Below are 12,626 nucleotides of genomic sequence, written 5' to 3' on the forward strand. Positions count from 1 at the left end.
GCCTTCCAGATCAGAACACAGAGCGGCAGCACTGAGCGTCTAAGCGGCCAACGACACCCGACCTATAGACGCAACGATCGCGAGCGGCCAAGGCAACGAACACGCACGCCCACGCCCGCCGATCTCGTCTTTGCGAGACCCAGTTCGCATGCCGGAAGATATGTTCGCAATGTGAACATCGACCGACAACTCAGTGAAATCCAAGACATAGCTTGATTTTTCGGAGATTGCGACTTGAGATCGGTTGATTGTACGGCAACAGTCAAACGGCAGCGATGGCCTTTTGCAAAATTTCTGGTATCGTCGCTTCTTCTGTGGGGGAGTAGGTGTGATGACGAGTTTGATCCCGGACGCGTTTTACTGGGCGCGATCAAGCAAGCATGCAAGGGGACGAGCAACCATCGTTCAGGTCTCCACCATCTTCGGCAAAGAGCCTGACTACTGGACGCTTGCCGTTCCTGGATCCGACCAGCATCACATGGTCGACGACTTCGAGATCATCGCTCCGGTCGAGCTGTTTGATGCCGTTGCGGCGGAACTCAGGATCGCTGCTGAGTAAATCCAATTTAACTTCGTTGATTTCCTACGCTTCGCAAGCTGGGCTTTGCTGACGACATCCGCTTGTACTTTGGCTGCCAAAAGTCCGTACTGAAGGCCTCAATAAGGTAGGCAAAAGAACGTGCATTGCATGAACGACTATAGCCCGATGGCTGCGGCCCGTGACAGCACCCGCTGTAAGACCCGACATCGCCAGCGTTCCTTCGCAAAGGCCACCGTAAACGTCACCTTGCTTGCAGACTGCGACCCTAACTGGTTTGAGCAGCAGCACGACCCCTGTACGCTCCTCGATCCACCTTGCCGACTACATGTTGGCAGAACGCCCCCGCTGCGCGATCGATGCGGCACCTCAACTGACCTGACCAAGTCACGCCTGTAGTCGACCCCGCCCGTCAACACTAGGCTCGTATTGATTTAGCTTTGCTTGGGCACGGCGCCCATGCCGCCTGCCTCGTTAGGGCAGGCAGACGGCAACGTCCCGTCGCATGGGGTGCTTGCGACAGGCAAATGGGTCATAGTCATCATCAGGCAACAGCACCATCAAAACGTATGGACGCATTTTTACGGAGGAAAGTGGTGGGAGATCGTGGCCAGGAGTTCGCCAGCATCGTCTACACGATCCTCGTTATTGAGAAACGACCTCGGATCGAGGACGCCGCTCGGTCTCTCAAAATGAGCTATGCCACTTTGCATTCACGGCTGATCGCAAGAACGAGTTTTTCGCCCGACGAAGTCCGCTCACTCCTGCGAGCAGTGCCCGATCCGAGGCTCCTGGCTTATCTCCTGGATGGAACGAAGTTTACGGCAGCCGAACGGCCTTTGGCCGGAGAGTTTGAACCTTCCATCGAACGAGGCGCAACCAAGGTCGTCGTCGGCGCGGCAGACGTGCTTGAGATCATCGATGCCGCAATGGCCGGAGGCGGCCTTGACCATAGGCAGGAAGCACTGGTGCAAAGCAAGATAGACGAAACGGAGCGCGCGCTCGCATCGCTCCGGATTCAGCTTCAGCATCGCAAGGGCTTTGATGTCGATTAAGACCGTGGCGAAGAAGTGTCGCCGTGGTGTTGCCGATGCAAGATCAGCCGGTTCACCTTATCTGTGCCATGCTTCACGCAGCCTCGCCAGATGATCGTCTCCTTCCTGGAGGAGGCAGGCTATTTCGGCCTCAGCTGCCTTCAGCCTGCTGACATGGAGGATTTTCTTCTGGCCGGACGTCTTCGCAACCTTGTCAGAAAGGACGATCACCCTGCGCTTGTGGATGTTGAGGATACGTACGACGCGCATGTAGTTCCGCAGTGGGTCAGATATTTCAAACATGGCAACCAATGAGATTTGAATGCCTGTTAGCCGAGCCTCTGTCCCTCCGACATCAAAACTGTGGGCGGTTTTTTGACGCACTCGTTGGCCGACATCTTGCGGGGCACGCCTTGGTCGGTGCCTGCGCGGATCCCAGACAGTTCGGGGTCTGTCGCCAGCGATTGCGTAGGACCTCACTGCAGCTTGCCGTCATCACCACGAATGTGAGCCCGATGGTGTTCTGGTTGCCTTGCGCTGATCCTTGATCAGCGGTGGGGCGAGGTGCTGAAACTCATCGTTGGCAACACCAAGTTGGCAAAGCATATCCGCATCGGGCGCAAGCCTTGCCTGCAACTATGCAGGGCTCGCAAGCTTCATTCTAAAGGTTCGCAACCGCGATGGCGCGTGGCTATCGCCAGAAGCGCTTGATATCGAGGACCTCGTCCACCGCAGCCTGTGCCTTGCCCAGCACCGCTGCCTTATCGCGACCGGAGACAACACTGCCGCTTGCGGGATGGTCGGCGAGGCCGTGCTTTTTCAGGACCTCCGGGCCCGTTACAAGATCGTTCAACGCACCCAGTTCTTCCTGAAGTGCCTCTATCGCAGCCAGAAATTTCTTGTGCCGTCGCGCGCTGCGCTTGTCGTCGAAGAGCGACGCGAAGAACTCGGCGGCATATCGAAGCTTCTTGGCATCCTTGCGGACATCGTGCCTGTGCTCGTCGTCGGCCTTTGCAATTGCGCTTCCATCCTTCTTAAGGCGCTTGCGCTGTTTTTCCAGCACGCGTGCGGCAAAATCCTGTGCGCTAGGCACATCTTGCGATGCTGGTCCACTGCCCGGAAGATAGTCGCCACACTCCAGCCAATTGATCAGATCGAGCATCAGGGCGCGCGTGCGCGAGGAACCCAAGGCATCGACGGCATCATGATAGGTGGCCGCACGTGCTGTCTTGAGCTTGGAGACGAGATCAATATCGGATGCCTGTGCCAAGAGAACGTCGATATTGCGGGCCTCGCCGAGGACCGCGGCGAGCCAGCGCAACTCCTGGTTCAGCCTTTCCGGCTCGTCACCCGGCAGGACACTCTTGAACAACGAGAGGGCGGATCGCAGTCGGCGCAGCGCCACCCTTGTCTGGTGAAGCGCTTCCGGATTTCGGCGGTGAAGTAGGATATCCTCGTTGAGCCTGAACTGGCGAACGCATGCGAGCGCAATCACCCTGAACGCCGCCGCGGCATTCATGTTTCGCTCCACATAGACCGGCTCGGCCTTGAACACCGTCTTTTGCGCGCCGGCGAGGACGAAGCCACGCTCGGCCTTCGACCGCACGCTGAACCGGAAGCTGACCACGGCATCAATTTTTCGCGCGAAAACGAACAGATCGCTCGGGCGTCCCTCCTTCAGTTCGATCTCGACCTCCCTGATCGCAGACCGGCGATCACCGGAGATGGCGTCACCCTCATCGAGAACCACCTCTATACGTGAGCCATTCTCCACCACGTTCCAGAGCCGTCTCGCGATCACCACGTCGAACACGGGTTCGAGCTTCAGATCGCCACCGAACTCCCCAAGCAGCGGGCTCGTGTGATCAAGAACAGGTTCGTCGCCCTCGATTGGCGTTTCCCATTCGGACCGTGCAAAAAGGGATAGGCTTGGCCCCGTCGCTTTGACCGTCTGCGTCCTGGTGTCGCCAACCTGCCTGATGCGCAATGTATAGCCTTCCTTCCAGAGCCTGCGGTCAGCGGTATCGAAATAGGTAGATCGCTGATCGAGAACCTTGTCGGGTTCTCCTAGAAGATCGGAACCAATGATGGCGTCGAACGCTTCCTGTGACAGATCGAGCTTGATTTCGGTTTCGGACGACAAGTTGGACTCCAACTGTTAGAGGAACCATTTCAACGCAGACCTGACTGTCATAGTTCGGTGCTACAGCAATCTGATGAAAGACAGGGAAAAATCTAGAACAGCCATGCTTTTCTGTGACGACCAATCCACCGCGAAAATTGCAATCGCACGCGACATCCAGCAGGCTGGCGCAATCTGCTATCGAAAAAACGGAAGTGGCCGGTTGCGCATCTTGCTCGTGGGAAGCCGGCGAAACGGAAGATGGGGCGTCCCGAAAGGACATTTGGACCCTGGCGAGACGACCGCCCAGGCGGCCGGGCGGGAATCCTTCGAGGAAGCGGGCGTCATAGGCACCGTCGAGACCAAGCTCTTCGGTTCATTCAGCTACCACAAGGACAGTTCACCGCATCACTACCATGTCAGCGTCCATCTTCTCCATGTTGCCGGGTCTAAACCCGATTTCCCCGAAAAGAGCACGCGCAAGCAGAAATGGTTTCCCTTGAAAGTCGCGATCCGCGATGCAGCGCAGCCTGGCCTGAAAGCTCTGCTCTCCAAGCTTGAGGGCATGAACCTTTGAAAGTTGGCTCCACCAGATCGCTGAAGCGATTGTTGAAGACCCAGCGAAAGGCTGTACGCTTGCTGGAGAAGACATGGGGCCCGGCCCGGACACCATCAAAGCCGGAGCGACCGACACTCCAGACTACCCCGGCTTTCGGCAGCAATCCCGGCCGGCTTTTGATGAAGTCCTTTGTACCTACCAACCTGCCGAGCAAGCCGGCCGTGGTGGTGGTGCTTCATGGGTGCCGCCAGACGCCGGAGAGCATGGACGCTGCCAGCGGCTTTTCGAAGTTGGCAAAGGACCGAGGGTTCATTCTCCTCTATCCGGAACAGACCCATTCGAACAACCTTCAAAAATGTTTCAACTGGTTCCGTCCGAGCGAGGTCGCACGCGATCGCGGCGAGTTGCTGTCGATCAAACAGATGGTTGAGCATGCCGTGAAACGACATCGTGCCGATCGAGCGCGCGTTTACGTCGTCGGCCTGTCCGCCGGTGGGGCAATGACAGGTGCATTGATTGCCAACTACCCGGATACGTTTGCCGGCGCCGCTATTGTGGCCGGAATGCCTGTTGGCGCCGTTCGTGATGCTATGTCGGCCCTGCGCGCGATGAAATCGGGCGCATCACCGCCCGCGGATGGCTGGGGCGCGAGGATAAACGACATCTTTCCCGATCGGCGCACCTGGCCCCCGATCAGCATCTGGCAGGGAACATCAGATCGCACGGTCAACCCGGGGAATGCCCTAGCCTGTGTCGCGCAATGGACGGAGGCAAATGGTCTCGACCGAGAGCCTCAACGTGTCGAGAAAACATCGTGGGGTGCGTTATCTCGCTGGAACATCGGGTCCGGGGCGCGGGTTCTGCTTTATTCGGTCGATGGCATGGGCCATGGCCTTCCTGTGAAGAAAAGCCGTTCAGCCCTATCTCGAACGAGCGACCCGTTCGTGCTTGAGGCTGGCATCTCGGCTCCATCAGAACTTATGCGCCTTTGGCGCCTGGCCAGGCGCTAGATAAAGCCGGGCCACCTGCAAAGTCGCCGCTGGCCTCCTTCTCCCGACCGGTATTCCCTCGCACTTCCTCGTGCTGCGACTCGTCGAGCAAAAAGACATCAGGGCGAGCTGGAAATGGTTTGGGCCACAACCCGACCTCCCGCCACCTATTTGCAATGATGAAGCAAAAAACGCCGATGCGAATAGCGCCTTTAACGATACACACAACTGGTAGCGCGCGGTTCAAAGGAACAAAGGGACCAACAAAGGCAGCCCGGTATCGAGGCGCTGCTCCCATTTTCGTCTTTCGGCCTTGCCGATTGTATCGTCGTGACAATTTGATAATGCGGCGCGTCAACCTAAGCGCCTAATCGACTGGCGGAGGCAAAGCAACGCATGCAGAAATCTCGAATTTCCAATCGGATCCTCCGATCACTCAGCGACCAGGATTTCGAGCTCCTCGCACCGTATCTTGAGGAGGTAGAGATGCCCTCGCGCTACCCCATTGCCCGCCCGGATACGCTCCTGGAACACGTCTATTTTCCCGACAGCGGCATCGGCGCAGTCATGAGCGTGCTTCCCGATGGGAAAAAGGCGGAGGCCGGAATGTTTGGGAGCGAGGGCTTTGTCCCGACGTCAACGATCATCGGTGACAAGGTCGTACCATACCTGATCGAGATGCAGGTCGCGGGCCGTGGATATCGCATCTCCGTCGACAGGATGCGCGAGGCGACCAAGCAGAGTGCCACGCTGCAAGTCCCATTTATAAAATTCATGCACGTTTTTGCTGTACAGGTGTCCTACACAGCGCTCGCCAACGCCAAGTTTCGGGTGGAAAAGCGGTTGGCGCGGTGGATCCTCATGTGCCATGACCGGGTAAGGGCAGATGTTCTCGAGATCACACATGAATACATCGCCTTCCTCCTTGGTATCCGACGACCAAGCGTAACGACCGCCCTTCACGTTCTTGAGGGCCACAAACTCATTCGCTCGAACCGTGGAACGGTCATCATCATAAACCGGAAGGGCTTGGAACGGTTTGCGGCCGGTTGCTACGGGCTGCCGGAACGCGAGTTCGAGCGCTTGCTGGGCGCCAGCGCGCCGGAAACCGACGTGGCCCCCCTGCCAAGCGCATGACCCATTTTTTCTATGGAACAGTCGACCGCCGGGCCTCGTTTCGTCCGCTCATGGAGGACAAAATGCTTTTCTATTTCAATGTTCGCTCAGACGAGAGTTTCGATGTCGACGAAGAAGGCATCGAACTTCCGTCACTCGATGCCGCCCGGTGGGAAGCGATGAAATCAGCCCGAGAAATGGTCGCCGAGCTGATCTTGCACAACCAGCGTATCGATGGCATGCGATTTGAGATTACAGACGACAAGGGAAACCTGCTCGTCACGGTTCCGTTCAAAGACGTCATCAAATTCGACTAGGCTAGCCGGCCGAGCCGTGACCGCCCTCATCTAAAATCTCACCATCTTGGGTATCGCCATCCGGTCGACCAGAGGACGGATCGCCGCCTTGGGCCAGAGCGGCCTCACGCGCAGCGCGCAGGCGTTCCGTTTTCAGACGTCGCGCTTCTGCCTCGCTTTTGATCGCAGCCAATGCGCACTCAGTGGTCGCCTCAAGTCGTCTCTGACGCTCGGCAGCACTGATGGAGTCACGTCGGCGCGGCTGGGAGCTTTCCGATTTCTGCATGCGATCAAAAATACCAGTCGATGAAGGAAGGACAATCGATCGTCTGCCAGCGTACCGTCGTCTGCGTGAGGCTTCTCAGGGTACCGCTTTCAAGAACTGCCGAACTTTGCAGCCTTCTTAGGCTTGAAGATGTCTGGAGGAACGGCGAAAGGTTTGCGATCATATCGGGCCTTGCAGGCTGAGGCCCGGAAGTCTCCGTCAGGGCCGATTTCAGTATGGATCATCCTCCTCGGCCCAGCCCGCCTCTCTCCTTGGACGAAAAGTTCCTCGGTCGGACGGGTCGCACGTATCCTGATCAGAACGGTCTCATGCGCCAATCTTGATGTGACGCGCTAAAATTTGCCGATGAGGCGCCGGTACTCTTCCTCAGGCCTGCCATAGGAATCGCCGGCAAATTCTTCCAGCCCACGTCGATCGCGAATTGTGATGAGACCCCGTTCGGATCGAATGAACTTCTCTCCTTCAAGCACATGAAGGGCGGTCGTCACGCTGGGTCGCCGGACACCGAGCATCAGGGAAATGAAGTCATGGGTCAGCGCTATTTCGTCGCCATCGACGCGATCATGGGACATGAGAAGCCATCGGGCCAGTCGAACGTCGATCTGATAATTGACGTTCGACAGAACGGTGTAGGAAATCTGCGACGCAAAGCTTTGGATGAACCGTGCAAGGAGGTTTGCGAAACCAGGACATGACGAGATCGCCTTAAGGGTCGCGCTCAATGTCATCCGGTAACCCCAGCCGGCGACCTGCATCAGGACTTCATGGACGCTCACCGTCCCGCCGACGCCCGCCGAGGTTGGAGAAAACCCCTCGCGTCCGAACATCCCGGCCTCTGCCTTGTTGCCATCAGACGAGACCGTGATGACCGAACCAATTCCGCTACATAGGAAGTAGACATGGTCGATCGGCCCGTTTGCTTTGACAATGACATGACCCTGTCTGAGGTCAATCATTTCCAAACTGCCAAAGATCTCTTGATATTCTTCGGTTGGCAGGCGCGCCAACAGCCCGTTGTGCATGGTTGATTGATCAAAGACGGACATGAGACTTCAATGGTACCGGATGAGGCATGCGAACACCCCTCACACGCTGAAATATGTCGGCTGTATAACATCCTGCCGTTGCCCATGTTCTTGGGTACGCTGGCGGACAGTTCTGGGATCGGGACGGTCCGATAGATCGGACGCCGTGCTGTGCAAGCTGCTTGGCCGCGGCACGAGAGCGACTGTCGCTCTTCCATGATTTGATAGCAGCCCATCGGATCGGTCATCCGCAGGGTCGGGTGCCGGATCTGCCAAAGAACCGAGAGGCGATGAACCGGCTCTGCAACATTTGGCTCTTCAAGCGGCACAATTCAGGCGGCGCGGAAACCGGCGACGACACCCAGAACGGCACTAGGGTCATATCGCCGCCTTTGGAAACCCGAGTTCATCCCGCATAGCCCCAGCTCGCCGACGGCACTGCCACCAAGACACCGATCGACAATCGTTCAGTGCCAACCACACCCAAATAAAAGGAAATCCTGGTCGCCCGACGCCAGCCGTCTATCAATCAGGGGAAGACCGTGTGCGCCCTGATCCATTGCGGCCGACCAAGCAGGACCGATCGAGCGCGCATAGCCCTACGTCTGCTCGCTCCTGCCCACCGGGTTCACCATCTCGTTGATCTTCGATGCAAGCGCCTCGACGGCGAAGGGTTTGCCGATCATGCCCATGTTCGCCCCCAGAAAGCTGGCTTTTGTTGCGGCATTCTCGGCATATCCCGTTACGAACAAAACCGGCAGATCCGGCCTGTGCTGACGGGCAACGTCTGCAAGCTGCCGACCGTTCATTCCCGGCAAACCGACATCGGAGACCATGAGATCGATCTTTTTTTGATCTCTAAGGGCTCGAATTGCCACATCGGCATCCTCGGCCTCGATAACCCGATATGAAAGATCGGTCAGTACCTCGCATATCAACAGGCGAACGGCATCGTCGTCCTCCACGACAAGCACGGTCTGGCCGCTGCCTTCAAACGGGTTCTCTGTGTCGATCCTTGCCTCCGGCTTTTCACCATCGCTCGTTGCCGGCAGGTAGAGCTTGATCGACGTCCCCTTGCCAGGTGCGCTGTCGATGCGAACCTCGCCCCCCGACTGTTGCGCGAAGCCATAAATCATCGACAATCCGAGACCAGTTCCCTGGCCGATAGGCTTGGTGGTGAAAAAGGGGTCGAAGACTTTTTCCAAAATGTCCGGCGACATACCCACACCGGTATCGGCGACGTCGATCATCACGTACTGTCCCGCATCAAGCCCGCCATTTTTCGATCCGGAGATCCAAAGACGCTCTGCCGTGATCGTCAGACGTCCACCCTGTGGCATGGCATCACGCGCGTTGACTGCCAGGTTCAGCAGAGCGCTTTCGAGCTGATTGGCGTCTGCCAAGGCGTATCCGACGTCCGTCGGCACGCTCAGTTCAATGGTGATCGTTTCTGGCAGTGTTCGTTCGAGCAGTTCCTTCGTCGCAGCGAGCTGGGCTGCAACGTCAAGGGAGGTTGCATCAAGCGTTTGCCGGCGGGAAAAGGCCAGAAGCCTGGCAATCAATGCGGCGGCCCGGTGTGCCGAGTCGGTGGCCGCGTCCATGAAGCGGCCCACATCCTCGACACGACCGGACGCGATGCGGCGTTTGGCGAGATTGATTCCGCCAATGATGCCAGTCAGCATGTTGTTGAAGTCGTGTGCGATCCCGCCCGTCAGTTGACCGATCGCCTCCATCTTTTGCGCTTGTCGAAGCGCCTCTTCCGCACGGCCGCGCGCGGCCATTTCTTCCTGCAGCTCCGCAGTGCGCTGTGCGACACGCCTCTCGAGATTTCGATTGAGATCGTCAAGTGCCTCCCGCTCGCGACGCAATTCCGCCTCTGACCTCGCCAGCGCCTCTTGCGTCCGCTTGCGCTCGCTGATGTCGATGGCCGTGCCGACAAACCGCACCGCCTTGCCTTCCATAAAAATCGTTCCGCCTTTTGCGGCGATCCAACGCTCGACACCGTCCTCTATGCCGATGGTGCGGTAGTCGATCTCGTATTCGCCCGAACCGTCTGGTCTCAGCGCGTCGTTAACAGCCTGGTGGGCCCTTTCCCGGTCGTCGGGATGCAGTCCGGCAAGAAAGCCAGCTTCATAGGATACGTCGCGACCTGAGATAATACCGAACATTGACCTGCAGCGCTTGTCCCACTTCAATTCCCCGGTAATGAGGTCGAAGTCCCAGGTGCCTACGCCCGCAGCGCTGGTTGCAAGGCGCAGGCGCGTCTCGCTCTCGTCCAATTCCTCCAGCCGGTCACGCATCTGGAACTGCTTGGCGCGCAATCGAACCGCGGACGCCACGGCACTCAAGAGCGAGGCCCTTCCAAGTGGCCGCTCGAGAACTACACTGTTGCTTGCCAGATCAAACAACCTCAGTTGTGACATACGTCCGTTCGGCGTTCGGCTCGTGCGCGGCGCAGCCAGGAGAACGAAAGGAACATCCGACCAGGATGGTTGAGCCTCGAGCGCCGACTTGAGCTTGTCGACATCCTTGACGAGTGCCTCTTCCGTGAGCAGGATCGCGCCAACGCTTTCGTCGATCAACGTCGCCACCTCGCCAATATCGAGACAGACGACGGCGTCATAGTGCTCTTGGCGCAGAAGTGTTGCCACGCTCTCGCCATCGCGTCCGAATGGCGCGCTGACCAGAATTCGGCGGCCCTCGCTCGGCGTGTCAGCTATCACGATCGCGATCTTCCATGAGCGGATCGCGCGCGCCCATATATTCGGGCGTTCCGGTCAGAATTCCCCTGAACTGCGAAAGTGGTTCGCCCACCCGAATGCCGCTGCTGTCGATACGAAGTTCTCGGATGGTGTCTTCATGCTGGCCACCACGGTTCTTCAGCACGGATATTGCCTTTCTGACGCGTCCCTGGGCCTCGAAAAAGCGAAGCAGGACCACAGTGTCGGCGATATAGGAAATATTGAGGTTGGTTGACATGCTTCCCACGAGACCATTTTGCGGGTTTATGAGGAAAGTGACGACGCCGTTCTGGCTTAGATATGAAAGCAGCTCGTGCATCTGCAGGATGAGGTGCTGCTCCTGCGGCATTGCAGCCAGATACCCGTTCAGGCTGTCGATCACGACGACTTGCGCGCGCCTCGCCTCGACTTCGCCGCGGACGCGGGCTGCGAATTCGCCGGGGGAGATCTCCGCAGGATCGATCTGTTCTACGATCAGCAGTCCGCTCTCGATGTGAGGCTGGAGATCGAGGCTGAATGCCTTGGCGCGGGCTAGCAGCGTACCGATACGCTCATCGAACTCATAGACGATACAGGGCTCGCCGCGCTGGCAGGCCGCAAAAAGATACTGCAAAGCGATCGTCGTCTTGCCACAGCCCGCAGGTCCCGTCAGAAGCGTACTGGTGCCTCGCCTTGGGCCCCCACCCAAAAGTCTGTCCAGTTCAACGACACCACTCGCCGTCACCTCGCCGGAAAACGTGGTGTGATGGGACGCAGCGATGAGACGTGGATAGATCTCAAGGCCACCCTTCTTAATGGTGAAGTCGTGAAATCCAGCGGTAAAATCGACGCCACGCAACTTCTGCACCTGCATCCGGCGCCGCGCGGCCCCGAAATCGAGCGTTAGACGCTCCAAGGTGATGACGCCATGGCACAGACTGTGAAGGTGAGCATCCCGCTCGTCGGCATTCCCGGTCATGTCGTCGATCAGGAGCACTGTCGTGTCACGTCCCGAAAAGAACTGTTTCAATGCAAGAACCTGCCGGCGATAGCGCAGCGGGTCCTGGGCCAGAAGACGCATCTCAGACAGACTGTCGAACACCACCCGCTTCGGCTTGACCCGCTCGACTTCGTCCTGGATCAGGCGGATCGTCTCGCTGAGCTCCATTTCCCATGGATGCAGGATAGACTGTTCACGTCCCTCGCCGAAGACGTCCGACGCCGAATTGAACTCGAAAACATCGAACTCCTTGATGTCCCAGCCGTGCGACAACGCAACAGCAGACAGTTCTTCTTCTGTTTCCGACAGCGTGATGTAAAGTGCGCGCTCACCTTGGCGAACGCCTTCGCGCAGAAACTGCAACGCCAGCGTCGTCTTTCCCGAGCCCGGCGCTCCTTCGACGAGGTAGAGGCGCCGTGACGGCAATCCACCCTTCAAAATGATATCGAGGCCTTTGTTTCCGGAAGAAATAGTTGCTGGCAAGGTCTGTTCCTGGAAGTTCGTCGCGATGGTGCGTTTGTCATTGGAAAATATGAAGCGATCGACGGAAGGCAAGGATAGCCGGGCACGTGTTGCTTCGCGACCCAAGCGACGATGACTTGTAAGGCCGGTTTGGCAGTCGTCCTGCCCTCCAACTATAACGACCAGCCAGTGTGCGTCGGCTTTTGTACGATATCGAACAGAGGGAACAATTGTCATCTCTACAACGTCTTCCAACTGAACGACGCGTTCAACGAAACCGGGAGATCAACATGAACAAGCAAGACGAACCAACTCTGGCAGCATCCATCGACAGTCCTGCAGTCAAGCGCAAAAAGGCACGATTTGGCCGCGGTGCGGTCTGGATCGGTATTGCCATTGCCTTGGCGGCATTCGCATTTTACATCGGAATTGGCATTTATGGTGGCTATCACGCTGTGGGATAAGCTTCTGAAGGCAGA

Annotated in this window: 12 protein-coding genes; 8 read left to right on the forward strand and 4 right to left on the reverse strand. The window is 57.8% G+C overall.

The genetic code is table 11. The features are described from left to right. Window positions 1-331: 331 nt before the first annotated feature. From QTL96_RS13860 to QTL96_RS13870, 3 genes are all read left to right on the forward strand, one after another. Window positions 332-559, forward strand: a complete 228-nt coding sequence (locus QTL96_RS13860; RefSeq protein WP_112944048.1) for a hypothetical protein — start codon at window positions 332-334, stop codon at window positions 557-559. A 506-nt stretch (window positions 560-1,065) separates the two neighbouring features. After that, complete coding sequence (locus QTL96_RS13865) at window positions 1,066-1,593, forward strand: phage regulatory CII family protein (RefSeq protein ID WP_289728078.1); 528 nt, start codon at window positions 1,066-1,068, stop codon at window positions 1,591-1,593. A 90-nt stretch (window positions 1,594-1,683) separates the two neighbouring features. After that, window positions 1,684-1,887 (forward strand): hypothetical protein, encoded by a 204-nt coding sequence (locus QTL96_RS13870; RefSeq protein ID WP_289728079.1) that lies wholly within the window; start codon window positions 1,684-1,686, stop codon window positions 1,885-1,887. Window positions 1,888-2,263: 376 nt separating this feature from the next. Here the strand turns inward: QTL96_RS13870 and QTL96_RS13875 are convergent, their stop codons facing one another. Then, window positions 2,264-3,715, reverse strand: coding sequence for a CHAD domain-containing protein (locus tag QTL96_RS13875; protein ID WP_289728080.1), 1,452 nt, complete (start codon window positions 3,713-3,715; stop codon window positions 2,264-2,266). Between the two features lie 73 nt (window positions 3,716-3,788). Between QTL96_RS13875 and QTL96_RS13880 the strand changes: the two genes are divergently transcribed. From QTL96_RS13880 to QTL96_RS13895, 4 genes are all read left to right on the forward strand, one after another. Continuing rightward, entirely contained in the window at window positions 3,789-4,271 is a 483-nt protein-coding gene (locus QTL96_RS13880; RefSeq protein ID WP_354669133.1) for an NUDIX hydrolase, read from the forward strand. Continuing rightward, the gene (locus QTL96_RS13885; RefSeq protein WP_289728081.1) at window positions 4,268-5,263 is read left to right on the forward strand and encodes a PHB depolymerase family esterase; all 996 of its coding nucleotides are present in this window, start codon (window positions 4,268-4,270) and stop codon (window positions 5,261-5,263) included. Before QTL96_RS13880 ends, QTL96_RS13885 begins: the two co-directional genes overlap by 4 nt. 375 nt (window positions 5,264-5,638) lie before the next feature. Further along, window positions 5,639-6,379 (forward strand): Crp/Fnr family transcriptional regulator, encoded by a 741-nt coding sequence (locus QTL96_RS13890; RefSeq protein WP_289728082.1) that lies wholly within the window; start codon window positions 5,639-5,641, stop codon window positions 6,377-6,379. Next, the gene (locus QTL96_RS13895; protein ID WP_289728083.1) at window positions 6,376-6,675 is read left to right on the forward strand and encodes a hypothetical protein; all 300 of its coding nucleotides are present in this window, start codon (window positions 6,376-6,378) and stop codon (window positions 6,673-6,675) included. The genes QTL96_RS13890 and QTL96_RS13895 overlap by 4 nt, the downstream gene beginning before the upstream one ends. A 597-nt stretch (window positions 6,676-7,272) precedes the next feature. On the opposite strand, the gene QTL96_RS13900 is transcribed toward QTL96_RS13895, so the two are convergent. The 3 genes from QTL96_RS13900 to QTL96_RS13910 all read right to left on the reverse strand — a co-directional run bounded on the left by QTL96_RS13900 (window position 7,273) and on the right by QTL96_RS13910 (window position 12,168). Then, entirely contained in the window at window positions 7,273-7,986 is a 714-nt protein-coding gene (locus tag QTL96_RS13900) for a Crp/Fnr family transcriptional regulator (RefSeq protein ID WP_289728084.1), read from the reverse strand. A 578-nt stretch (window positions 7,987-8,564) separates the two neighbouring features. Next, window positions 8,565-10,616, reverse strand: a complete 2,052-nt coding sequence (locus tag QTL96_RS13905) for an ATP-binding protein (RefSeq protein WP_289728085.1) — start codon at window positions 10,614-10,616, stop codon at window positions 8,565-8,567. Between the two features lie 61 nt (window positions 10,617-10,677). Next, the gene (locus QTL96_RS13910) at window positions 10,678-12,168 is read right to left on the reverse strand and encodes an ATPase domain-containing protein (RefSeq protein ID WP_289728086.1); all 1,491 of its coding nucleotides are present in this window, start codon (window positions 12,166-12,168) and stop codon (window positions 10,678-10,680) included. A 269-nt stretch (window positions 12,169-12,437) separates the two neighbouring features. Between QTL96_RS13910 and QTL96_RS13915 the strand changes: the two genes are divergently transcribed. Next, window positions 12,438-12,611, forward strand: coding sequence for a hypothetical protein (locus QTL96_RS13915; protein WP_289728087.1), 174 nt, complete (start codon window positions 12,438-12,440; stop codon window positions 12,609-12,611). The last annotated feature ends 15 nt before the right edge of the window (window positions 12,612-12,626 follow it).

This window comes from Rhizobium sp. S163, assembly GCF_030380805.1.
Lineage (GTDB): Bacteria > Pseudomonadota > Alphaproteobacteria > Rhizobiales > Rhizobiaceae > Rhizobium.

Excerpts from the sequence above, each read along its gene's own strand:
- QTL96_RS13860 (WP_112944048.1), top strand. The coding sequence starts at position 332 with ATGACGAGTTTGATCCCGGACGCGTTTTACTGGGCGCGATCAAGCAAG.
- QTL96_RS13865 (WP_289728078.1), top strand. The coding sequence starts at position 1,066 with ATGGGTCATAGTCATCATCAGGCAACAGCACCATCAAAACGTATGGAC.
- QTL96_RS13870 (WP_289728079.1), top strand. The coding sequence starts at position 1,684 with ATGATCGTCTCCTTCCTGGAGGAGGCAGGCTATTTCGGCCTCAGCTGC.
- QTL96_RS13880 (WP_354669133.1), top strand. The coding sequence starts at position 3,789 with ATGAAAGACAGGGAAAAATCTAGAACAGCCATGCTTTTCTGTGACGAC.
- QTL96_RS13890 (WP_289728082.1), top strand. The coding sequence starts at position 5,639 with ATGCAGAAATCTCGAATTTCCAATCGGATCCTCCGATCACTCAGCGAC.
- QTL96_RS13895 (WP_289728083.1), top strand. The coding sequence starts at position 6,376 with ATGACCCATTTTTTCTATGGAACAGTCGACCGCCGGGCCTCGTTTCGT.
- QTL96_RS13900 (WP_289728084.1), bottom strand. The coding sequence starts at position 7,986 with ATGTCCGTCTTTGATCAATCAACCATGCACAACGGGCTGTTGGCGCGC.
- QTL96_RS13915 (WP_289728087.1), top strand. The coding sequence starts at position 12,438 with ATGAACAAGCAAGACGAACCAACTCTGGCAGCATCCATCGACAGTCCT.